Source organism: Pararhodospirillum oryzae, from assembly GCF_007992075.1.
Taxonomy (GTDB): domain Bacteria; phylum Pseudomonadota; class Alphaproteobacteria; order Rhodospirillales; family Rhodospirillaceae; genus Pararhodospirillum; species Pararhodospirillum oryzae.
The window spans coordinates 1-21,588 of the sequence record NZ_BJZO01000032.1 but is presented as its reverse complement, the minus strand read 5'-3'; the positions used below and the strand labels follow the sequence as shown (position 1 = coordinate 21,588).

Annotated in this window: 15 protein-coding genes; 8 read left to right on the top strand and 7 right to left on the bottom strand. The window is 65.4% G+C overall.

Annotation, left to right across the window (positions count from 1 at the left end; translation table 11 throughout):
- Positions 1 to 54: 54 nt before the first annotated feature.
- The 4 genes from ROR02_RS17550 to ROR02_RS07055 form a co-directional block, all read right to left on the bottom strand.
- On the bottom strand, positions 55 to 1,851 hold the full coding sequence (locus tag ROR02_RS17550; protein WP_147163319.1) for a methyl-accepting chemotaxis protein: 1,797 nt from the start codon (positions 1,849 to 1,851) through the stop codon (positions 55 to 57).
- Positions 1,852 to 2,285: 434 nt separating this feature from the next.
- On the bottom strand, positions 2,286 to 4,787 hold the full coding sequence (locus tag ROR02_RS07065; RefSeq protein WP_170245007.1) for an FAD-dependent oxidoreductase: 2,502 nt from the start codon (positions 4,785 to 4,787) through the stop codon (positions 2,286 to 2,288).
- A 2-nt stretch (positions 4,788 to 4,789) separates the two neighbouring features.
- Positions 4,790 to 6,748, bottom strand: a complete 1,959-nt coding sequence (locus ROR02_RS07060) for a glutamate synthase-related protein (protein ID WP_147163317.1) — start codon at positions 6,746 to 6,748, stop codon at positions 4,790 to 4,792.
- The gene (locus tag ROR02_RS07055) at positions 6,730 to 7,632 is read right to left on the bottom strand and encodes a class II glutamine amidotransferase (RefSeq protein WP_147163316.1); all 903 of its coding nucleotides are present in this window, start codon (positions 7,630 to 7,632) and stop codon (positions 6,730 to 6,732) included. Before ROR02_RS07055 ends, ROR02_RS07060 begins: the two co-directional genes overlap by 19 nt.
- 467 nt (positions 7,633 to 8,099) lie before the next feature.
- Between ROR02_RS07055 and glnT the strand changes: the two genes are divergently transcribed.
- From glnT to ROR02_RS07035, 4 genes are all read left to right on the top strand, one after another.
- Positions 8,100 to 9,401 (top strand): type III glutamate--ammonia ligase, encoded by a 1,302-nt coding sequence (gene glnT / locus ROR02_RS07050; RefSeq protein WP_147163315.1) that lies wholly within the window; start codon positions 8,100 to 8,102, stop codon positions 9,399 to 9,401.
- Positions 9,402 to 9,520: 119 nt separating this feature from the next.
- Complete coding sequence (gene purU, locus ROR02_RS07045) at positions 9,521 to 10,390, top strand: formyltetrahydrofolate deformylase (RefSeq protein WP_147163314.1); 870 nt, start codon at positions 9,521 to 9,523, stop codon at positions 10,388 to 10,390.
- Positions 10,387 to 11,274, top strand: a complete 888-nt coding sequence (gene folD / locus ROR02_RS07040; protein WP_147163313.1) for a bifunctional methylenetetrahydrofolate dehydrogenase/methenyltetrahydrofolate cyclohydrolase FolD — start codon at positions 10,387 to 10,389, stop codon at positions 11,272 to 11,274. Before purU ends, folD begins: the two co-directional genes overlap by 4 nt.
- 201 nt (positions 11,275 to 11,475) lie before the next feature.
- Entirely contained in the window at positions 11,476 to 15,627 is a 4,152-nt protein-coding gene (locus tag ROR02_RS07035; RefSeq protein WP_147163312.1) for a wHTH domain-containing protein, read from the top strand.
- A 365-nt stretch (positions 15,628 to 15,992) separates the two neighbouring features.
- Here the strand turns inward: ROR02_RS07035 and ROR02_RS07030 are convergent, their stop codons facing one another.
- The gene (locus tag ROR02_RS07030; RefSeq protein ID WP_147163311.1) at positions 15,993 to 16,337 is read right to left on the bottom strand and encodes a zinc ribbon domain-containing protein YjdM; all 345 of its coding nucleotides are present in this window, start codon (positions 16,335 to 16,337) and stop codon (positions 15,993 to 15,995) included.
- Positions 16,338 to 16,629: 292 nt separating this feature from the next.
- Here ROR02_RS07030 and ROR02_RS07025 point away from each other — a divergent pair, with 292 nt between their 5' ends.
- From ROR02_RS07025 to ROR02_RS07015, 3 genes are all read left to right on the top strand, one after another.
- The gene (locus ROR02_RS07025; protein WP_246135441.1) at positions 16,630 to 17,364 is read left to right on the top strand and encodes an Abi family protein; all 735 of its coding nucleotides are present in this window, start codon (positions 16,630 to 16,632) and stop codon (positions 17,362 to 17,364) included.
- Positions 17,365 to 17,450: 86 nt separating this feature from the next.
- Positions 17,451 to 18,077, top strand: coding sequence for a LysE family translocator (locus ROR02_RS07020; protein ID WP_147163310.1), 627 nt, complete (start codon positions 17,451 to 17,453; stop codon positions 18,075 to 18,077).
- A 163-nt stretch (positions 18,078 to 18,240) separates the two neighbouring features.
- Complete coding sequence (locus tag ROR02_RS07015) at positions 18,241 to 19,428, top strand: DNA adenine methylase (protein WP_147163309.1); 1,188 nt, start codon at positions 18,241 to 18,243, stop codon at positions 19,426 to 19,428.
- Positions 19,429 to 19,434: 6 nt separating this feature from the next.
- On the opposite strand, the gene ROR02_RS07010 is transcribed toward ROR02_RS07015, so the two are convergent.
- Both ROR02_RS07010 and ROR02_RS07005 read right to left on the bottom strand, forming a co-directional pair.
- Positions 19,435 to 19,671 carry a hypothetical protein gene (locus ROR02_RS07010; RefSeq protein WP_147163308.1) on the bottom strand — a complete coding sequence of 79 codons (237 nt, stop codon included), beginning with the start codon at positions 19,669 to 19,671 and terminating at the stop codon, positions 19,435 to 19,437.
- 118 nt (positions 19,672 to 19,789) lie between these two features.
- Entirely contained in the window at positions 19,790 to 20,713 is a 924-nt protein-coding gene (locus tag ROR02_RS07005) for an exopolyphosphatase (RefSeq protein ID WP_147163307.1), read from the bottom strand.
- A gap of 385 nt (positions 20,714 to 21,098) precedes the next feature.
- Between ROR02_RS07005 and ROR02_RS07000 the strand changes: the two genes are divergently transcribed.
- The gene (locus tag ROR02_RS07000) at positions 21,099 to 21,407 is read left to right on the top strand and encodes a hypothetical protein (RefSeq protein ID WP_174823016.1); all 309 of its coding nucleotides are present in this window, start codon (positions 21,099 to 21,101) and stop codon (positions 21,405 to 21,407) included.
- Positions 21,408 to 21,588 lie beyond the last annotated feature (181 nt).

The window sequence follows — 21,588 nt, the reverse complement described above, 5'->3', positions numbered from 1 at the left end:
AAGGGAGGAGGGCTGGCGCGTGCGGGCGTGCGAAAAACCAGAAAAAACCGGGCATCACACCATGCCCACCCGCTCGGCCAGCCGCTGGAGGGCCTCTTCGCCCATCAGGTCGCCGCTTTCGTCGCGGTAGCTGATCGTGCCGGGCCAGGCCTGCCCCTGCCAGCGCCGTTCCAGCGCCTCGCGCTCGGGCTTGTGGTGGAACTCGGCCAGGAAGGCATTGATGGCCTTCAAAAGCGGATAGCTGGCCGCGTCGGCGCACACGCCCACCGCGTAATAATAGGGCTGGGCGGCCAGATTGCCGGGCAGGATTTCCAGGCGTCCGTGCCAGGGGCTATCCGGGGCGGTGCAGGCCCAGTGATAAATGGGCAGATCAACGCAAAAGGCATCGACGATGCCATTGGCGAGGCAGTCATGGATGCGCCCCTGGTCGGAATACGCCACCAGGTTGGCCAGCCGGACGCGCCCGCCCGCCTTGTGCGCGTTGGCCTGCCAGCGCACGCCCGCCGCTTCCAGGACCGCGAAGGCCGCCGGATCGTTGATCAGGCCCACCACCTTGCCTTCCAGGCTGGCCAGATCGGCGATGCGCTTGTCTCCCTTGCGCCGGGCCAGGACGAACGGCAGCCAGGTATAGGTTTCCGAATAGGCCACGGCCCCATAGCTGGCGCTGGGCGGCAGCGCGCTCCAGACCACGTCCGCCGGGGCCTCGCCCGGGTGGCGGCCCGCGACCAGCAGTTCCGTCAACTGGTCCCAGGGGTGTTCCATGAAGGTGCACTCCACGCCAAGCCAGCGGGCGAAGGCGCGGGCGTATTCGATATCCAGGCCTTCCAGGGCCCCGTCCGGCTGGCGGCGGAAGGAAAGCCCCACGAACCGGGGCTCGACCGCGACGCGCAGTTCCCCCCGCGCCCGGATCGCGGCCAGACGGTCGTGGTGGGGATCGGTGGCCAGGTGATGGTGGTGGGCGATCGCCTTCAGGGCCTGCACCCGCCGCTGGGGCGCTTCGGCCAGGGCGCCGGTCAGGGCGTCGAGCTCCTCGCCCATCCAGTTCATTTTGTCCAAGGTGCGGGTGCGGGTGGCGTTGCCCAGGTCGATCATCTCGCGGATGACCCCGTTGTGGCTGGCGATTTCGGTCACGTCGTCGTGCAGGTCGGTGCGCAGGGTTTCCAGGTCGCCCAGCGAGCCTTCGGTGAGACGGCGCAACTGGGCGAGTCGGGTGGAAACGTCTTCCACGGTTTGTTCCAAGGTGACGAACACTTCGGCGAAATCCAGGGCCCGGGCCGCCTCTTCCACCTGCTTCAAGGTGTGCCCGGCGAGGGCGCCCACTTCGCCGGCCACGACCGCGAACCCCTGGCCATGCTCGCCGGCGCGGGCCGCCTCGATGCGGGCATTGAGCGCCAGCATGCGCACGCTCTGGCCGATCGCGCCGATCGAGGTCAGGACCTTTTGCGCCGCCGCGCCCTTTTCGTGCAGGTGGCGGGCACTGGCGTCCAGGCGGTCGCGGATGGCCTGGGCAATGGTCGCGATCTGCTCTTGCGTGGCCGCGCGCACCGCCGCACCCCGGGTATTCGAGATTTCCAGGGTTTTTTCCGTGCTTTCAAGGGCCCGGGTCAAATGGCCGGTGCGCGCCGCGATCTCGTCGAATGCCTGGGCCTGGGTGGTGGCGGCGGTGATGCCATGGCGGGTGAGGGCGCGGGCATGGCCGATCAAGGCCACGATCAAGGCCAGATCCTCGGCCGTCAGGGTGTCGGGGGCCTGGTTGGCATTGGCGACGGCGAGTGGCCGGGGGGAGGCATCAGGGTGTGGAGCACGGGAGCGCTCCGCGCTTTCCGTCAGGACCAGGTGAGCCTGTGCCATGTTCGCCCCTCCGCGTTAACGCCCATGCCCGCCTTGACCCGGTCGAGAGGAAAAATACGAATGGGACGGGAAAGATCCCATGTCATCCCTCGAACCAGTGAGATCGGGGTGCCGTTCAATCGGGCAAGCCTGAGGCACTGGCGCGATTTTGTCCAGGCCACAGGCGAGGCGGGGCATGGAAAACCCACGTTCAACGCGTTGAATGCTAAAAATTTAGCAAAAAATATTCGGGTTGGTCAAAAAAGAGGCGGGCCCTTTTGTCCGGGACCCGCCTGTTTCTTGTTTGATTTGTTTTAAAACCGGTCGTCGGCATGGATGAAAGTTTTTATATGTTTTTGTATGGATTGCGGGGGGCGGGAGTCATCCGGGCCTGATTTCCTGGTCGCGGGCCCGAGGGGGGAGCATGTGCGCCTCGCTTCCCCCTCGGCGCGACCTCACGCCGGGGCGCGCACGCCGGCCATGGGCAGCCCGGTCACGGCCTGGGCCGCCAGCGACAAGGTCCGCAGGTCCTCGGGCTCCAGGTTGTGGATGTCGGTCTTGCCGGTGCACCGGGCCATCATCGAGCCTTCCGACACCGCCGCCTTCAGGAACTGTTCCAGGCCCTGTCGCGCGGCCTGGAGGTCCAGATCCGGCGGGAAGGCCAGCCCCTGATCCGCCGGGGCGCCCCCCAGGGCAAGACCGGCGGCCATGCTGACCACGCCCGCCGTGGCGCCGAGGGCCAGGGCCTTGGCCAGATCCGACCCCGAGCGCAGGCCTCCGAACCACACGATCGGGAACGCTTCCTCGGCCCGGTGGGCGCGCAAGGTGTCGATCACCCGGGGGAGCAAGCCCAGGTCGGGCGCCTGGGCGCGGTCGGCCCAGTCGGCGGGCAGGGTCCCGCACCCGTCCACCAGCAGCAGGTCGGGCCGGGCCTCGATGGCCAGCGCCAGCACCGCGCCGGCGGTTTCGGGGGTGGCGCGCAGTCCCCACAACTGTCCCGGCCGGGCAAGCGTGGGCCGGGTGGCCGGGGCGTGGGGTCCCCCCAGGGCCAGGACCAGAACGGCGGACGCGTCGGCGCTGTCGCCGGGAGCCAGGGCCTGGATCCAGGGAAGACCGGCCTGGGGCGGGCGCGTGCGCCCCAGCCAGGCCCCGCCCGACGCCGCCAGCGCGGCGGCCGCCGCCTCGCGCACCGGCCCGGGCGCGCCATCGAGCCCGCCCACCAGCAGCGGATGGGCCAGATCCAGCCCCTCGCCCAAAGGCGTGGCCGTGCGGCAGGACTCGCGGTAGGGATCGATGACCAGGCGGGTCAGGTTGGCGGGCAGGAACACCAGCTGGTCGAAGGTCGGCGCCGGCTGGGCCGGAGCGGGGGTGCGGGCGTTCAGCCGCTCGGTGGTCCGCCGGGCGATCGCAGCCGTGTCGCGATCCGGACGTGCCAGGGCGAAAATGGCTTCGCGCATCTTGACCGTGTAATCGGTCGAGCCGGTTTCGGTGTCGCAGCGATAGCAGCGCGCGGCCTGGCGCCGGGCGGCCTCGGCATCGAAGCCGGCTTCCGCCTCCGCCCAGGGATCATCCCCCAGGCCCAGGAAGCGGGGGTCCTCGCGGCCCAGTTTTTCCCATTCGGGATCTTGCGCCACGGGCGCGAAGCGCGAGCGGTAGGGCGGGTGATAGGGGGCCGGATGCTCCTCGCCTTCAAGGGCCGCCAGGATCATGTAGGCGGCCTTGTGCCCTTGCGCCATCGCCTGGACAATCGTCGATGGCCCGCTGGCCGCGTCGCCGGCGGCGTACACCCGGGGGAGCGGCGTGGCCAGGGTGACGGGATCGGCCTTGAGGCGCCCGCCAGCCAGCAGGCCGTGGCGCTCCAGTTCCTCGCCCAGGGTGGTCTGGCCCACGGCGGCCACGATCAGCCCCGCGTTCAGGCCGAAATCGGATTCCGGGATTTCGCGGAAGGACCGCCGTCCATCGGCGCCCACCGGCCCCGCCTCGGTCCGGCGCAAGCGAAGTTCGACCTCGCCGTTGGGGCGGGGCACGATCGCGGTCGGCTGGGCGTGGGAGAGGATTTCGATCCCTTCGGCCAGGGCCGCCGACAGTTCATGCGCGCGGGCCGGCATGTCTTCTTGCCCCCGCCGGTACACCACCGTGACCTTGTTCACCCCGGGCAGGCGCCGGGCCGCGCGGCAGGCGTCCATGGCCACGTCGCCGCCGCCCACGATCACCACGTGGGAGGGCAGGGTCGGGCGCTCGCCCCCGTTGATCCGGGCCAGGAACGACAGGCCATCCACCACCTGGTCCAGCCCGTCGCCGGAGACGCCCAGCCTGCGCCCGGCGTTGGCGCCAAGGGCCAGCAGCACCGCGTCGTGGTCGGCCCGCAGGGCATCCAGAAACACCTTCTCGCCCAGCGGCGCCGACAGGTGCAGGCTGATCCCCGGACACCGTTCTAGAACGCGATTTATGTCCTGTTCAACGATCTCGGCGGGCAGGCGGAAATCGGGAATGCCCCAGGCCAGGGCCCCGCCCGGACGGTTTTTGGCGTCGTAGACATCCACCAGATAGCCGGCGGCGGCGATGTCCTGGGCGGCGGTCAGGCCGGCCGGCCCGGCCCCGATGATCGCGACCCGCTGGGTTTTGTCGGGGGTGATGGCGGGCAGGTGGAACGACGGCCCCAGAGCCTCCATGACGTAGCGCTTGAGGGCGCGGATCGCGACCGGGCCATCCCCGCTCGCGCGGCGGCAGGCGGGTTCGCAGGGGGCATCGCACACCAGGCCGCACACGCTGGAAAACGGATTGGTGGCGGTGATCGCCTCCAGCGCGCCCGGCAGGTCGCCTTGCCAGATCAGCCCGACATAGGATCCCACGTCGGTTCCAACCGGGCAGGCCACCTGGCACGGCGGCGGCTCGTAGTGGGGCAGGCCGCTTTGATCGGCGGCAAGATCAACGGGGAAGGGCTTGCACGCGCTCATGATCAGGCCACCTGCGACTGGAGTTGCTCGTGGACCGCCCGGTAGGCGGGATCAAAAGGCAGGCCGGTGATCGCGGCCGCCTCCGGGGTCAGGGCCACCAGGTCGGCGCGCGACAGCTGGCGAACGTCGGTGTGCCCCAGGGCCTGGGTCAGGGCCGCGATCTGCCAGCGCACCGCCTCGAAGAAACGGTGCATGGCCTGGGCCTGGACCTCGGTCTTGTAGCGGGCCTCGTGCTCGGGATCCTGGGTCGCGATGCCGACCACGCAGTTGCCCACGTGGCACTGCATGCAGCTGATGCAGCCGCCGGCGATCAGGGCGGCGGTGCCCATGGCCACCGCGCTCGCGCCCAGCGCCAGGGCCTTGACCGCGTCCACTCCGTCCTTGATGCCGCCCATCAGCACGATGGGCATGTCGCCCTTGTGGTCGATCTCGGCCAGGCCATCCAGGGCTTCTTGCAAGGCCGCCAGGGTGGGGATGCCCATGTTTTCCAGCACCTCGGTCGAGGCCGCGCCGGTCGAGCCCTGCATGCCGTCAAGCTGGACGAAATCGAAGCCGTCCTTGTAGGCAATCTTGATGTCGTCGCGCACCCGGCCCGCGCCCATCTTGACCGAAATCGGCTTGGCGTAGCCGGTGGCCTCGCGGAATTCCTCGATTTTGATCACCAGATCGTCGGCGCCCATGATGTCGGGGTGGCGCGAGGGCGAGCGCAGGTCGATGCCTTCGGGAATGCCGCGAATGGCGGCCAGCTCGCGCGTGACCTTCTTCGCCATCAACTGTCCGCCCAGGCCCGGCTTGGCGCCCTGGCTGATGTAGATCTCCAGCGCGTCGGCCTTCAGCATGTCGTGGATGTTCCAGCCCAGGCGGCCGGAAAGGCACTGATAGATCAACTGCCGGGCCTCGGCCCGTTCCTCGGGCAGCATGCCGCCCTCGCCGGTGTTCTCCACGATGTCGGACAGGCGGGAAGCCCGGGCCAGCGCGATCTTGGTGGATTTCGACAAGGCGCCGTAGCTCATGGGCGCGATCATCACCGGCATGGACAAGCGCAGCGGCGCGGCCCCGAAGCGATCGCCCAGCGTGGTCGCCAGGGTCACGGCGGCCAGCGGATCGCCGGCGGCCCCCACCCGGGCCGGATCCACCTTGATCGCGATGTCCGAGAAATGCGGCACCGCCTTGGACGCGCCATAGCCCCGGATGCGATAGCGCCCGATCAGGCTTTTCGCGCGGATGTCCTCCACGACCTTGGCGTTCCAGTAACTGGCGCCTTCCGAGAACACGGTGTGGGGCTGGGGGCGGCCGATGGGTTCGGAAACCCCGTAGCGCAGCTTGGTGCCGGCGTTGACAACCTTGGTGAACGAGCCGTCGAACGCGATGCCATGCCGGGCCAGGAACGCCTTCACGTCGGCTTCCTCGTCGGGGCTCGGGGTTTCCACCTTGGCGTCGGAGCCCAGGGACTGCACGCGGCCGCCCACGTAAATGGCGCCCGCCGACATGTCTTCGCCCACCCGTTCGCCCGAATCGCCCAGGATGATGATCCGGCCTCCGTACATCATGTAGCCGGCCAGGAAGCTCGCGTTGCCGCAGCACAGCAAGGTGCCGTCCTTCATCACCTGGCCGGCGCGGCTGCCCACGTTGCCCTTGACCACCACCTCGCCGCCCCGCAGGGCCACCCCGGCGATGGCCCCGGCGTTGCCGCCCACCACCACCGTGCCCGCGTACAGGGAATCCCCCACGCCCCAGCCGACGTTGGACTCCACCTCGAAGCGGGCGCCATGCGACAGACCGGCGCAGAAATAGCCGGCCGAGCCATGCACGCGCACCGTGACCGGATGAACCAGGCCAACCCCGATATGGTGGCGGGCATCGGGGTTGATGACGTCAATGTCCTCTCCCCGGGCGGCGGCGGCGCGCAGGGCGTCGTTGGCCTCGCGCACGCTCAGGCTGCTTAGATCGATCGTGACCATGTGCGATAGGTTCCCGGTGCAGGTTCGGTGGTGGAAAGGGGCTGACCCGGAAACAGGCGGTTCAGCGAAACTTCCTCGGACGCGATGGCCACCAGGCTGTCGTCCTCGTACATGACCATCGGCTTGGCGGCCAGGCGGTCCTTGGCGAAGCCGATGCCGTCGCGGGTCGAGACCAGGAACGAAAACGTTCCGTCGAGGTCGTCCACCGACTGGGCCAGCGCCGTTTCCAGGGGCGTGCCCTGGGCCAGCTTGTCGGCCAGGTACACCGCGATCAGTTCGGAATCGTTGTCGGTGCGAAACTCGAAATCGCGCGCTTCCAGCCGCCGGCGCATCTTCCAGTAGTTGGTGATCTGGCCGTTGTGGACGATGGCAATGTCGGCGAACCCGGTGGCCCAGAAGGGATGCGCCGCCTCGGGCTTGACCTCGGATTCGGTTGCCAGGCGCACGTGGCCCAGGCCATGGCTGCCTTGAATGGCGCTGACGTTGTAAATGTCATCGAGATCGCGGGCGGTGCCCACGTCCTTGATGATGTCGAGCGCGGCCCCGATCGACACCAGCTTGGCCGCATGCTCCATGGCATAGGCAAAGGGGCGGATCTCGCCGGCATGGGCGACCTCGACCACCACGCTGGCGCCTTCGCGCCGCTCGCTTTTGAGCGTGGCGCCCTGTTCGGCCAGGGCCTTTCGGATGCGCGCGAGCGCCGCCTGATCGTTTTCCTCGACCAGGAACCGCAGGCGCAGCCCTTCGGCCGGGGTCTCGTACAACGCAAACCCGGTGGAATCGGGTCCGCGATGCTGACAGCCATCCAGCATGGTGGCCAGCGCGTGGCCCAGCACATGGTTGGCCGTCGGGGTTTTAAAGAGAAGTCCAGCTATTCCGCACATCGCCATCTCTCCCTTGTGCGACCCCCAAACCGTAGCAACCGTGCCCGCGCCCGGTCAACGGCTTTATGCAAAAAAGTTTCCTGCTGGGAAAATCCCTCCGGACTTCAAGGAAGGGAGGGGCGCGGGGAGGCCGCGCCTCCCCGCCCTTTTCCTCCCTTGGCGTTGGGGAGGAGCCTTCGGCCCGGGCTGCCGCCCGGACCCGCCTGGAGGCGGGGCCTCCAGGCCTCCCCTCTTTCTTTCGTGTCCGAAGGGGAGCCCGGGCCCCCGGGGCTTCAAGGAAAGGAGGGGCACGGGGAGGCCTTGCCTCCCCGTCCTTTTTCCTTTTTGCACCCGGCCGTGCGCCATGAGCGGAAAAAAATTTTCTTCCCAGTTGAAAGCGAAAAGGAGTTGGCCTAGGGTGCGTTTGCCGATTTTGAGGGCATGGGCCGATGGTGCCGGTATTTTAGGCAGAGTGACAGGGGACGACAATGGTTGAAAACCTCGCCGAGATCGCCAAGGAACGCGGTATCCAGTATTTTTTGATATCTTACGTCGATCTGTTTGGTGTTTTGCGCGCTAAACTCGTTCCGGCGGCGGCGATCACCAAAATGCAGCGGGACGGAGCGGGCTTCGCGGGCTTCGCGACCCACCTGGATCAGACCCCGGCCCATCCCGACACGCTGGCGGTTCCCGATCCGGCGAGCCTCATTCAATTGCCCTGGAAGCCCGAGGTGGGCTGGCTGGCCTCGGATCTGTATTGCGACGGGGAACTGGTCGAGGACGCGCCGCGCAATGTGCTCAAGCGCCTGATCGCGAAGGCCAGGGCCCAGGGCTTGCAGATGAAGACCGGGGTGGAATGCGAGTTCTTCTTGCTGAACCAGGAAGGAACCGCGATCGGGGATGGCCTCGATACCTATCCCAAGCCCTGCTACGACCAGCTGGCCTTGATGCGCCAGTTCGACCTGATCAAGGCCCTGTGCGACGGGATGCTGACCCTGGGCTGGGGCCCGTACCAGAACGACCACGAGGACGCCAACGGTCAGTTCGAAATGAACTGGGAATACGACGATGTCCTGGTGACCGCCGACCGTCATGTGTTCTTCAAGTACATGACCAAGACCCTGGCCGAGCAGGCCGGGATGCGGGCCACCTTCATGCCCAAGCCGTTCAATGGCCTGACCGGCAGTGGCTGCCACATGCACGTCAGCGTGTGGGACGGGGCGCGCAACCTCTTCGAGGACGCGGACGGCGAGCTGGGCATGAGCGCGCTTTCGTACAAGTTCCTGGGCGGGGTCATGCACTCGGCCGCCGACCTGTGCGCGCTGTTCAATCCGTCGGTCAACAGCTTCAAGCGCATCAACGCCCCGGTCACGGCGTCGGGGGCCACGTGGTCGCCCAACACCATCACCTACACGGGCAACAACCGCACCCACATGGTGCGCATTCCCGAGGCCGGGCGATTCGAGTTCCGCCTGATGGACGGGGCGACCAACCCCTACCTGGCCCCGGCGGCGATTCTGGTGGCCGGCCTGGACGGCATCGCCAACGACCGCGATCCCGGCGAACGCCTGGACATCAACATGTACACCGACGGCCACACCTTGAAGAACGTGCGCAAGCTGCCGCTTAATCTTCTGGACGCGCTGCGCCTGATGGAGCGCTCGGAGGTGGTGCGCGAGGGCTTCGGCTCTGCCTTCGTGGACAGCTACATCAAGCTCAAGATGGCCGAATGGAACGCCTTCATGAGCCATGCCAGCGCTTGGGAACGGCTGCACACCATGGACTGCTAGCCTTCGTCCGCCCGGGAACCGGGGAAGGCGCCAGGCTTCGAGCGCCTTTCTCCCCCTCCCGGTCCGGGCGCCGTGCCCTTGTTTTCCGTCATGATCCGCCGCTTTCGGGATGTCGAGCGATGCCAACGATCGCCGCCAAGCACTTCGTGCTGACCATTACCTGCCCCGACACCATCGGCATTGTTGCCGCCGTCTCGGGATTCCTGTCCGGTCAGGACCTGTTCATCACCAAGTCCGAGCATTTCGGCGATTCGATCGGCGGGCGCTTTTTCATGCGCACCGTGTTCGTGGAGCGCCCGGGCATGCCGGCGCTCGATGATCTGCGCGCCGCCTTCGAGCCACTCGCCGAACGCTTTCAAATGGATTGGGCGATCCATGATGGCTCGGTCAAGCCACGCCTTTTGATCCTGGTCTCCAAGTTCGATCACTGCTTGAACGACTTGCTGTACCGCTACCGCAATGGGGCGCTGCCGGTCGAAATTCCGGCCGTGGTTTCCAATCATCCCGATTTCCAGCGGGTGGTGGAATGGCACGGGATTCCCTATCACCACCTGCCGGTGACCCGTGAAACCAAGGCCAGCCAGGAAGCGGCCATCCTGGAGATGGTCGATCGCCTGAACATCGATCTGGTGGTGCTGGCGCGCTACATGCAGGTTCTTAGTCCCGAGTTGTGCGCGGCCCTGTCGTGGCGGTGCATCAACATCCACCACTCGTTCCTGCCCAGCTTCAAGGGGGCCAAGCCCTACCACCAGGCCCACGCCCGGGGGGTGAAGCTGATCGGCGCCACGGCCCATTACGTGACCACCGACCTCGACGAAGGTCCGATCATCGAGCAGGCGGTTGAACGGGTCGATCACGCCCACACCCCCGACGATCTGGTCGCGCTGGGTCGCGATATTGAAAGCGTGGTGCTGGCCCGCGCGGTGCAAGATCACGTGGAGCACCGGGTGCTGCCCAATGGCACCCGCACCGTGGTGTTCCGGCGATGAGCGCGGGGGCGTCGGGCGCGCGCCGGATCGACGGCAAGGCCTTTGCCGCCGGCCTGCGCGCGCGGGTGGCCGGGCAGGTGGCGGCGTTTCACCAGCAGGCGGGGCGGGTGCCCGGGCTTGCCGTGGTGCTGGTGGGCGAGGACCCGGCCAGCCAGGTGTACGTGCGCAACAAGGGGCGCGAAACCGTGGCCGCCGGCATGGCCTCGTTCGAGCATCGCCTGTCCGCCGACACGCCGACCGCCACGCTTCTGGACCTGATCGCGCGCTTGAACGCCGACGACCGGGTGGACGGCATTTTGGTGCAGCTGCCCTTGCCCAAGGGCGTGGACGAGGCCCTGGTGCTCGCGGCCATCGATCCCGCCAAGGACGTGGACGGCTTCCACGTGGTCAACGCCGGACGCCTGGCCCTGGGCCAGCCCGGGCTGGTGCCGTGCACGCCTTTGGGCTGCCTGATGCTACTGGAAGATACCCTGGGCGATCTGGCGGGGTTGGAAGCGGTGGTGATCGGGCGTTCGGCCATTGTTGGCAAGCCCATGGCGCAGTTGCTTTTGTCGCGTCACTGCACGGTGACCCTGGCCCACTCGCGCACCCGCGACCTGCCGGCGGTCTGCCGGCGGGCCGATATCGTGGTGGCGGCGGTGGGGCGCCCGGAACTGGTGCGCGCGGACTGGATCAAGCCCGGGGCCACGGTGATCGACGTGGGCATCAACCGGGTGAGCACTCCCGACGGCAAGACGCGTCTGGTCGGCGACGTGGCCTTCGACGACGTGGAGGCGGTGGCCGGGGCCCTCACCCCGGTGCCGGGTGGCGTGGGCCCCATGACCATTGCCTGCCTGCTGGCCAACACCATGCAGGCGGCCGAGGCACGCGCGCGGACTCCGTGATCCGATCCCCGCCCCCTGGCCGAGCCGCTGCCAGGGGGCGGCACGCTTGTGCCGGTACCCAGGTCCGGCGCGATGTTGCTGCCCTTGGGTCACATAAGAAAAATCCTGGTTATCACCCTCCTGGGGAGGGTGAAAGGAGTTGCAGGGCCGCGTTTGCAAGTCTTTCCTTGTCGAAAGGCAGGCAAGACACCAAAGGGTCCGATGATCGAGGAAGCCTATCGTCTTTGGGACGGCGCGGAGTGGGAAACCTTCGCGGTGGCCCTGTTGACCATCAAGCATGGGGCCACCAACCTCGTCGTCATCCCGGATGCCGGGGGCGATGGCGGGATCGATGCCTGGGCCAGGGATGGGACGGTCTATCAATGCTATGCGGCTGAAGGGCAGCCGAGTACGGGGGATCTCGCCCGGAAACAAAAGGCCAAGATCTCAACGGATGTTGATAAATTTGTTAAAAATCACGATAAATTAAAAGACCTGATCCACGGCCGGATAAAGTATTGGGTTTTGTTTGTGCCGCGAGTGGCAAGCAGTGATGTTCTTGTCTTCGCCAATAAAAAAGCCGAGGAATTACGAAAGGAAATCGCTGTAAATCCAATTCCCTATGCGGATCCAGGGATTGAAATTCTGGTGCATGGGCTGGAGGTCTATCAGGACGAACTGAAGCGCTGTTCCTGTCGTCCGCCGGCGCCGACACGCTATGCGGCACCGTGGGCGCAAGCGGTGGCCGATTGCGGTTTGTGGGACAAGGCCAACGGTCCACATAAAGACGCGGCGCGCGCCGCCGCCATCGCCCAGGCTGCGGAATGCTGGTCGATCGCCACCGCCCCGATCGGCACCGATGGCCCGGGCGCGCCGGGCGATCCGCCGCACAGCGATTGGGTTGACCTGGACGTTCCGATCAGGGCGCTGGAGGCGCTGGTTGATCTGGTTGGGAATGCAGGGCTTGCCCCATGCCTGAATACGGTTGAAACGGCGCTGGCGGTGGCGGCGCCGTTTTTGCGGGCCGCCGCCGTGGCGCAGGCCGAAGCGTGGGCGTTTCAAGACGGCGGCCCTTCGCCCCTGGAGCCCGACCCGAACGGGGAGGCGGCAACGCCGATGCGGCGGGCGTTGCGGGTTCGCTGGCAAAAGCAGCCGCACATCACCCGGCGGGTCGCGGCCCTGCGCGCCCGGAACAAACCGCAAGCGGCGCGGGACGTGGCCTGGTGGTTGCTGCGCCGGGCCGTGTGCGGTGACCCGGGCCTGTGGCGGAAGCGCGAGAAGCAGGGATTCCTGGACGATTCAGCGGTGGACCGCCTGAAGAACGCCCTGTTCGCCTCCCTGCCGGACCTGCAACAGGTTCCCCTGGTCAAGGACGACCCGTTCTGTTTTGCCCGGTTTATCGGGGCGGATGACGAGCGCCTGCGGGCTGCCTGGGAAAATTCTCGCTACCCTTTGACCACCCCGTTGCCGTCTGCCCTGCGCGGGGAGGGGGGAGGGGGGATTCGTTCGCGTTTGCTGGCGGCCTTGTTGGCCCTGGCCGGGAAACAGGCGCTGGAGGCCTTGGAACTGGGGGCCGTGGTGGTGGACCACATCGGGCTGGGCGAGCCGGTGACGGCGGCAGAGGCGACGGAGCAGGCCCAAGCGACCCGGGCGGGGTGGGATTTTCAGGGTGGGACCGTCACCCTAAACGTCGAGTGCCGCCATCCCGCCCTTGATTTTGCCCTGTGTGAGCAGGTTCGGGCGCTGGACGCGCTGGGGCACTGGTTGATGGCGCGGAAAGCGGACTGGAGTCCCTCCGAAACGTCCCTTGCGGTATCTCGCTATGGCGAGGCGGTCACCCCGGCACCGGACAACGAGATCGCGGGGAGATGGGGGGACACCCCGCCGCTCTACGAGCGGACCTCGGTACGCTTTACCATGGAGGCCGAGCAGATCAAGGAATTGCTGATGGGGGCGCAGTTGTACGGCGACCCGGAACTGGCCATCCGCGAGCTTTACCAGAACGCCCTGGACGCCTGTCGCTATCGCCGGGCGCGGGAACTGTATCTGGACAAGACAACACCCGGCCGTCGCTCCGCCTGGGAAGGCCAGATCACCATCGAACAAGGCGTGGACGACACGGGGCGGCCGTTTATCGAATGCCGGGACAACGGTGTTGGCATGGACGAGCATGTGTTGCTGTCGTGTTTCGCCCGCGCCGGCAAGCGCTTTACCGATACCGATGAGTATCTGGAAGAACGGGCCGATTGGGACGCGGTTGCCGGCGAGGCTATCAAGCTTTGGCCGAACAGCCGCTTTGGCATCGGCGTATTCAGTTATTTTATGCTGGCCGATGAAATCCGTATCGTCACCTGCCGCTTCGAGCGTGCCGGCCGGCCCGGCGCTGTCCTCAGCGTTTCCATCTCCGGCAGCGGCAGCTTGTTTCGCATCCGCCGCGATATTGAGGCGCGGGATTCCGGAACAACGCTGCGCCTGTATCTTTCGCAACCGAGCGTCACGGTGGACGGTGAGAAGAAAGACATCTCGGTGGCCCGGTTTCTGGACGAGCACCTTGTTGTCGCCGAATTTCCGGTCGTGGTCCACGAGGGAAAGCGGACGGTGGCGTGGCCTGGAAACTGGGAGCCGCGGACGGAGTATCAAGAGGGGACATTGGTTCGCTCGTCTGATCAGCCAACCGTGTATTGGTGGGGGCCTGACGAATTTCATTTGGAGGAAAGTGTTGAGAAAGTTTTAACGCTCAATGACGGTCTGATGGTTGAGGTGGAATCCCTTCCTCCGCATCGCTTCAATTGGTTTCGTCCTATCTGCAATTTGTATGGCGGTGATGCGCCTTTGTTAACGGCGGATCGGCAAAATTTCTTGGAAGAAAACCATCCTTTCGTATCCTCTCGCGTACAAAAATCTGACTGTCCGTTGGTCGAGCGTGATGATTTCCCGTTCCTTGTTCTAGCCAGTCTTGCGGAAAACTTTCCACGAGTGGCTCAGAAGGCTGCGGAATTTCGTATTAGCCAAGGAAGACCCCTGCTTCCGGTGCCAGTTTATTCTGAAAAGGCTGGGCGGGGTGTTGGACACATCGATCTTGCTGGGATTGGCGTATGTGGCGCGGATGGTAAATTGTATGATGCCCTTCGTCATCTTTGGAACGATAGCCGTAGACTCAGATTAATATCCGAGCAAGAAAATTGCGATCGAAAGTTCAATGCAATCAGAGATATAGAGGAGGCTTATCCAAGGAGCGTAAGAAATGGGAGGATACGTTATTTATTGATTTTATCTGATCCATCCGGGTATTTTTTTGAAAAAATCGCCATCATCCCAAGGGCAGGAGGGGATTTTTGCCCTCTATTTCCCGTAGAGGCGGCCTTGTTATCTCGTGATCTTAACGGCTCGGCGCCTTGGTTCGAAGGAACCATTCCCCCCGCCCATATCCTTGGGGCGGCCATAGCATTCGGAGAGCCGGTCTGCGCTATCATTGAGCGGCTGCAGCATCTCACGCCTTTGTTAGGGGAGATCATACCGGAGATCGACGTTGCGGCGCTGACCGACCTGAGCGTTAACCAGGATGAGCTCAAGCTGGTGTCCCGTGATCTTGACGGCAGGGCGCCTTGGCTCGAAGGGACCATTCCCCCCGTCCACATCCTCGCGGCGGCCGTGGAATTCGAAGGGCCGATCACCACCATTGTTGGGCGGTTGCGGCGTCTGGCGCCGGTGTTGGGGTTGACCATGCTTGAGATTGATGTCGTGACGCTGACCGACCTGAGCGTTAACCTGGATGATCTCAGGCTGTTGTCCCGTGATCTTGAAGGCAGGGCGCCATGGCTCGAAGGAACCATTCCCCCCGCCCACATCGTTAGGGGGGCCAAAGCAATCGGGGAGCCAGTCCGCGCTGTCCTGGAGCGCTTGCGGCATCTGGCGCCGGTGTTGGGCTTGACCATACCGGAGATCGACGTTGCGGCGCTGACCGACCTTAGTAGCGTTAACCAGGGTGATCTCTGGCTGGCGTCCCGTGATCTTGACGGCAGGGCGCCCTGGCTCGAAGGGACCATACCCCCCGTCCATATCCTCGCGGCGGCCGTGAGATCGGAAAAACCGATCAGCACCATCCTCGGGCGGTTGCAGTGTCTGGCGCCGGTATTGGGGTTGACCATGCTTGAGGTTGATGTCGTGACGCTGACCGACCTGAGCGTTAACCAGGATGATCTCAGGTTGCTGTCCCGTCATCTTGACTGCAGGGTACCTTGGCTCGAAGGGACCATTCCCTTTGATCACATCCGCAAGGCGGCCGTGGGATTCGAAGAACCGATCAGCACCATCGTCGAGCGATTGCAGCGTTTGGCGCCGGTGTTGGGGTTGAGCGTGCCGGATGCAGAATAACGCGGGCCGTGACCCGGTGGTTGCGCCTTGTGACAGCACGATCCCCCGGGTCCTTTGACGTCCTGCCCCAGGAAGGGGAGCGGTTGTTTTGGGGCAAGGCGGAACCGGCGCGTTGAAACGCCGGGTCCCCATGGGTTCCGGAGCAGGACGCCCCTGGTCTCCCTTTCGTTGGTGGATCCGCCAGCAGGGGGGGGGCGGGGCACGAAAGGGGAGGGCGATGCCCTTCCGTTCCGGGAAGGGGGCGCATCCATGCGTGGCGGTAAAACCAATGGTGCAGGTCCATCCCCTGCATGCGCACGCCCGATTCCGTTGGTGTCGTCCGGTCTTCTTCAGGGGAAGCCGGTCCCGCCTCCTTCCGGCGCCCTTCACGCCTTTTTGACGAATTCCGACTTCAGGGCCATGGCGCCCACGCCGTCGATCTTGCACGAAATGTTGTGCCCGTCGCTGCTTTCCACCAGGCGGATGTTCTTTACCTTGGTGCCGCCCTTGACGACCAGGGACGAGCCCTTGACCTTCAGATCCTTGATCACGCTCACGCTGTCGCCATCGGCCAGAACGGTGCCGTTCGCATCGCGGATGGTTGCGTCGTCGGCGGGGGCCTCGCTGGTCTCCGGGTTCCATTCATGGCCGCATTCCGGGCACACCCACAGATTTCCGTCGTGATAGGCGTGTTCCGAATGGCACTCGGGGCAGGTCAAGGGGGCTTCCATGGTCTTCCTTTCCGTTTTGAACGGTCGGGATCCTACCGTGGTTCACGCCGGGGTCGAGAAGAAAACATACTCTTATGAGGATACCCTGTGGAAAGTAACGCCTTATAGGGGATATTCTTCGCTCTTAAGGGGGGCTTTGCGCGCGCCCTGGGTTTTCATCTCCCCTTGGGGAGGGAAGGCAGTCCCGCGGCTTGCCCGCCGCTTGGCGGGTTTCCTTCAAGTCCGGTGCCGTTGAGGAAGGCCTGAAAAAACTGAACCCCGGTCGCATGCCAGAGGCAGAGGCGGGTCCGGGGTGTACAGGGAATATATCGGTGGGGTTGCGATGAGTGTCAATGGCTTTTTGCGCGAACACGCGGATCGTGAAACCTTGCTGATGTCGTTATCACCCGAGCGCGTGGCAACGTATCTTGCCGAAACGAACGACGATCTGGACGAAGCCTTGCACCTGTACACCTGGAACACGGCGCTTTGTGCCGCGTTCTATGGCCCGCTTCAAGGGCTGGAAGTGAGCTTGCGTAACGCCTTGCACCGAGAACTTGTTTCGAGGTATGGGCCGCACTGGTACGATGATCCGGATTGTCCCCTTGATAGGGGCGCGAGATCACGGGTTGCAAACGCCAGGGAAAACCTGAACAGGAACCGCTATCCCGTTGATCCGCCGCACATGGTCGCAGCCTTGTCTTTCGGTTTCTGGGTGTCCTTGCTGGGAAAGGGCGGCAAGCAGGCTGGTTCTTCGGTTTCCGCGAATTACGAGATGGCCTTCTGGCGTCCGGCTCTTCATCGCGCCTTTCCCAAGGTGAAGGCGAAGCGGGGCGATGTTCACGAGCCCTTGGATTACTTAAGAACACTACGCAATCGAATTGCTCATCATGAGCCCATTTTCAAGCGTGATCTTGCCGCCGATCACACCTCCATTCTCATGGTCGCGGGGTGGATTTGTCCCGTGACCCGCGACTGGATCGCGTATCATAGCCGGGTGCCCGAGATTCTCGCGTTGCCCAAGGAAGCCCGATCCTCCCGTTTTTAGTCGGCTTGGGGGCGGCACCAAGGGCCACAAAAAAGCGATGATTGGGCCTTACGGGAAGGATCTCCGTTTCCCTCAGGACGTCCGCCATGGATCCGCAAACGCTTGTTCTGTTCGCCGTGACCAGTGCCTCGGTTTCGCTGATTCCGGGCCCCAACATGCTGTATGCCATGAGCCTGGGCCTGCGTCATGGGCCACGGCGTTCCATGGCCGGGGGAGCGGGCATGGCGCTGGCGCTGGGGCTGATGGCCTTGGTGTCGGCGCTGGGCCTGGGGGCGCTGGTCAGCACGTCGGTGGTGGCGTTTTCGGTGCTGAAGTGGCTGGGGGTCGCCTATCTGATCTGGCTGGGGATCAGCGCCTGGCGGGCCCCCGTGGGCGCGATCGCTCCGGGGGCGCCCGGAAGCGACGAGGCCCGGCCCGGACGCTTGTTCCGGCGCGGGTTGCTGGTCACCTTCAGCAACCCGAAGGCCATGGTGTTCCTGACCGCCTTGTTTCCCCAGTTCCTGGATCCGCACCGCCCGCTGGTGGCGCAGCTCACCGCCTTGGTGCTGGTGATGATGGTGCTGGAGTTCGCTTCCATCATGCTCTACGCCAGCGGCGGCGCCCGCCTGTCCTCCGCGCTCGCCCGCGCGGGCACCGCGCGCCTGGTCAATCGCGTGACGGGAGGCCTGATGATCGGGGCCGGGGGCCTCCTGGCCCTCGCCCGGCGGGTGTAGCCGCCCTTTATCGATCCCTCCTCTCGTCCGCCTGCTGTCTCCTGGCTACAAAAGCGCTATACTCCCGTCCGGCGGGCAAGGACGGGAAAATCCTGGGGGACGGCGGGGGCGCCGGTCCGACCGGGGCGTTCCTGGCATCGGTGGGGCACCGGCGGGAGCGGTCATGGACAAGGCGCCCGACGACACGCGAGAGGCGATTGAAGGCGAGGGGGCCCGGGACCCCGACGCCGGGCTTGAGGCCGACCGGGCCGAGGATCCCGCCTTCCTGAGCGAGCAACTGATCACCTACATCGGCAACAAGCGGCGCTTGCTGCCGATGATCGAGGCCGCCTTGCTGTCGTGCGTGCCGGCCCTGGGCGGGCGGCTGGTGTCGTTCGCCGATGTGTTCGCGGGCACCGGCATCGTGTCCCGGATGGCCCGGCGCCATGCGCGGCGCTTGTACATCAACGATGCCGAGGCCTACAGCGCCCTGTCCAACCGCGCCTATCACGCCAACCGCGCCGACGTGCCCATGGCCGAGGTCGAGGCCTGGCGCCAGGCGATCAACCGGCGCGCCGCCGCCAACCAGACCCCCGGGGTGATCACCTCGCTGTACGCGCCCGCCCGCGAAGACCGGATCACGCCCCAGGACCGGGTGTTTTATACCCGGCGCAACGCGCTGTTCATCGACGCGGCGCGCCAGGGCATCGACCAGGCCCCCGCGCCGGTTCGCCCCTTCTTGCTGGCGCCCTTGATTCAACGGGCCTCGGTCCACGTCAACACGCCCGGCGTGTTCAAGGGGTTTTACAAGAATGCCCAGGGGGTTGGGCAGTTCGGGGGCACGCAGGGCCATGCGCTTGGGCGCATCCAGGCCCCGATCGACATCCCGTTTCCGGTGCTGTCGCGGTTTTCGCGCGAGGTCGTGGTGAGCCAGCTCGACGCCGAGGCCTTCGTGGCCGCCTTGCCTCCGGTGGACGTGGCCTATCTTGACCCGCCCTATAATCAACACCCCTATGGGTCGAATTATTTCATGCTGAATCTGATCGTGGAATACCAGCAGCCCGGCGCGATCAGCCAGGTTTCAGGGATTCCGCGCGACTGGCGGCGTTCGCCCTACAACGTGCGCGCACTGGCGGCGCCCACGCTGGCCCGGCTGCTGGCCTTGTGTCCGGCCCGGACCCTTCTGGTTTCCTACAACTCGGAAGGATTCATCGCGCCCGGGACCATGCACGCCCTGCTGGCTTCCCTGGGGCGGGTCAGCCGGTATGACCAGACCTACAACACCTTTCGCGGCTGCCGGAATCTGGCCAACCGGCCCACCCATGTCACGGAATGGTTGTTCAAGGTGGAACGGGCCGGCCCGGGAGGCTGAAGGCGTTCAGTCGCCGTCGGGCCGGGGGCCGCCCCGGCGGCCATAGCCGCAATCGCAGCGCTCCGACGCCTTGACCAGGCGCATGACCCAGCCACCGCCCGAGGAAGCGCGCTCCCACTGGAAGGCGGCGCCGCAGCGCTGACAGGCCTGATCGCCGGGGCGCGGGGTGGCGGGGCGTCCCTGGCGTTCAAGGCCGGCTCGGGCCACGGCCACGGCCGTGCGCGGATCAACGGAAGAGGACATGGCCCCGGGGCTCCCACAACACGTCCGGCCCCCGTCGTTCGGGGGGCGGAAAAGGCACAAAGGGCACCGGGGCAGGGCGGTCGGGCCAGGAGGTGGCGTTGCCTTCCGGTGCGTCGGGTCAGGGGCTCAGGCGCGCGATCAGTTCGCCCAGGACCCGTTCGGCGTTGGCGTTGTCCACCTGGCAGGTGCCGGCGGCTTCGTGTCCCCCGCCGCCGTATTCCAGGGCCAGGGCCCCCACATTGACAGGCGAGGCGCGGTTGAGGATCGACTTGCCGATGGCGAAGACGGTGTTGGTCTTGCCCCGCCCATCCAGCACGTGAAGGGAGACGGTGGCTTCGGGAAACAAGGCGTAGATCATGAAGCGATTGCTGGCGTAGATCGGGTCCTCGCCGCGCAGGTCCAGGACCACCAGATCTCCGTGGACCACGCTGTTGCGCATGATCTGGTGCTCGGCTTTTTCCCGCTGGTCGAGGTACAGGTGCACCCGTTCCTCGACATCGGGCAGGGCCAGGATTTCCTCGATCGAATGGTGGCGGCAGTAGACGATGAGGTCCATCATCAACTGGTAGTTCGAGATCGTGAAGTTCCGGAACCGTCCCAGGCCCGTGCGGGGATCCATGATGAAATTAAGCAAGGTCCAGCGGTCGGGCGCCAGAATGTCTTCCTCGGTGTATTGGGCCGAGTCGGCCTTGTCGACCGCTTCCATCAGTTCATCGGAAATGCCCGCGAAGCGTTCCTTTCCCCCATAATAGTTATACACCACCCGGGCCGCCGAAGGGGCTTGCGGATCGATCACATGGTTATCGTGCTGCCCCACGCGCACCGTTTCCGAAAGGTGGTGGTCAAAGCACAAATGAACCCCTTCCACGTAAGGAAGGTTGGTGGTGATGTCGCGGTTTGTGATGTCGATTTTGCCGTCTTGCATGTCCTTCGGATGCACGAAGGTAATGCCATCGATCATGTCGAGCTCACGCAGCAGAATAGCCGCGACCAGACCATCGAAATCCGACCGGGTGACCAAGCGAAACTTGGGCTCGTTCATGCCCCATTGCCCCCTATTTTGCCGGCGGCCGTGATGTGGGAAAGGACGCCCTGGCGGGTGTCCCGTGCCCCGCGCGCCGGACCCCATGCCCGAACACTCCAGGCCCCTCGCCCCTTGAGGGGTGACCTGTCCCTGGGTCGCCCAGGGTATCGCGGCCACCGCCCGACCACAACGGTCGATCATCGTCCGGACGTTTCAAGCTCAGGGAAATCCCCGGCGGGAAGGGGACCCGCCCTTGCGGGAGTATCTTGGTAATTTGGCAAGACTTTCGTGCAAGCCTGCGAAAGGCAGGTCTTGGCGTGGGCGCTCCCTTGGGAGGGCAACCCTTTGACCGACTCAAAAAATCGGCCGCGTCGGCGGAACCGCAAACAGGGGAGAACGCACCGTGTGGATTTTCGATCTTGGCACCACCGCTTCCCGTTTCCGTGATATCAAACCCCTTGACCGATTCGCCAAGTCCGATGGCGAAAACGGGGCTGTCTGGATCGTCGACAGTGTCATCAAGGTGCGCGGCATGCCGCCCCACGCCCGCCTGGTGCGCCAGGGCGACAGCGGGGGCGGCTACCGGACCATTTCCCTGTCGGCCCTGGCGGACCGCACCATGTACCGCCGCCTTTCGCCCCTGTCCGCCCCGCCCTCGACGCCGTCGAGGAGAGGGGGGGATGGCCTCTCCCCGGAAGGGTTTTCCTTGTAAAAGGCCCGGGAGAGCCGGGCCGGTCGCGCCCGGAGTCCGTCCGCTTCGGATGGAAGCAGGCGGATTCCGGATGCCCTTGCCTGAGTCTGTCTGTTCGGGAAAAGTGGTATCCCCTTTTCCCTGTCTGTTCGGGAAAAGTGGTATCCCCTTTTCCCTGTCTGTTCGGGAAAAGTGGTATCCC

What these genes read in the sequence shown, in the direction of transcription:
- ROR02_RS17550 (WP_147163319.1), bottom strand. Translation starts at nt 1,851, where the DNA reads ATGGCACAGGCTCACCTGGTCCTGACGGAAAGCGCGGAGCGCTCCCGT.
- ROR02_RS07065 (WP_170245007.1), bottom strand. Translation starts at nt 4,787, where the DNA reads ATGAGCGCGTGCAAGCCCTTCCCCGTTGATCTTGCCGCCGATCAAAGC.
- ROR02_RS07060 (WP_147163317.1), bottom strand. Translation starts at nt 6,748, where the DNA reads ATGGTCACGATCGATCTAAGCAGCCTGAGCGTGCGCGAGGCCAACGAC.
- ROR02_RS07055 (WP_147163316.1), bottom strand. Translation starts at nt 7,632, where the DNA reads ATGTGCGGAATAGCTGGACTTCTCTTTAAAACCCCGACGGCCAACCAT.
- glnT (WP_147163315.1), top strand. Translation starts at nt 8,100, where the DNA reads ATGGTTGAAAACCTCGCCGAGATCGCCAAGGAACGCGGTATCCAGTAT.
- purU (WP_147163314.1), top strand. Translation starts at nt 9,521, where the DNA reads ATGCCAACGATCGCCGCCAAGCACTTCGTGCTGACCATTACCTGCCCC.
- folD (WP_147163313.1), top strand. Translation starts at nt 10,387, where the DNA reads ATGAGCGCGGGGGCGTCGGGCGCGCGCCGGATCGACGGCAAGGCCTTT.
- ROR02_RS07035 (WP_147163312.1), top strand. Translation starts at nt 11,476, where the DNA reads ATGATCGAGGAAGCCTATCGTCTTTGGGACGGCGCGGAGTGGGAAACC.
- ROR02_RS07030 (WP_147163311.1), bottom strand. Translation starts at nt 16,337, where the DNA reads ATGGAAGCCCCCTTGACCTGCCCCGAGTGCCATTCGGAACACGCCTAT.
- ROR02_RS07020 (WP_147163310.1), top strand. Translation starts at nt 17,451, where the DNA reads ATGGATCCGCAAACGCTTGTTCTGTTCGCCGTGACCAGTGCCTCGGTT.
- ROR02_RS07015 (WP_147163309.1), top strand. Translation starts at nt 18,241, where the DNA reads ATGGACAAGGCGCCCGACGACACGCGAGAGGCGATTGAAGGCGAGGGG.
- ROR02_RS07010 (WP_147163308.1), bottom strand. Translation starts at nt 19,671, where the DNA reads ATGTCCTCTTCCGTTGATCCGCGCACGGCCGTGGCCGTGGCCCGAGCC.
- ROR02_RS07005 (WP_147163307.1), bottom strand. Translation starts at nt 20,713, where the DNA reads ATGAACGAGCCCAAGTTTCGCTTGGTCACCCGGTCGGATTTCGATGGT.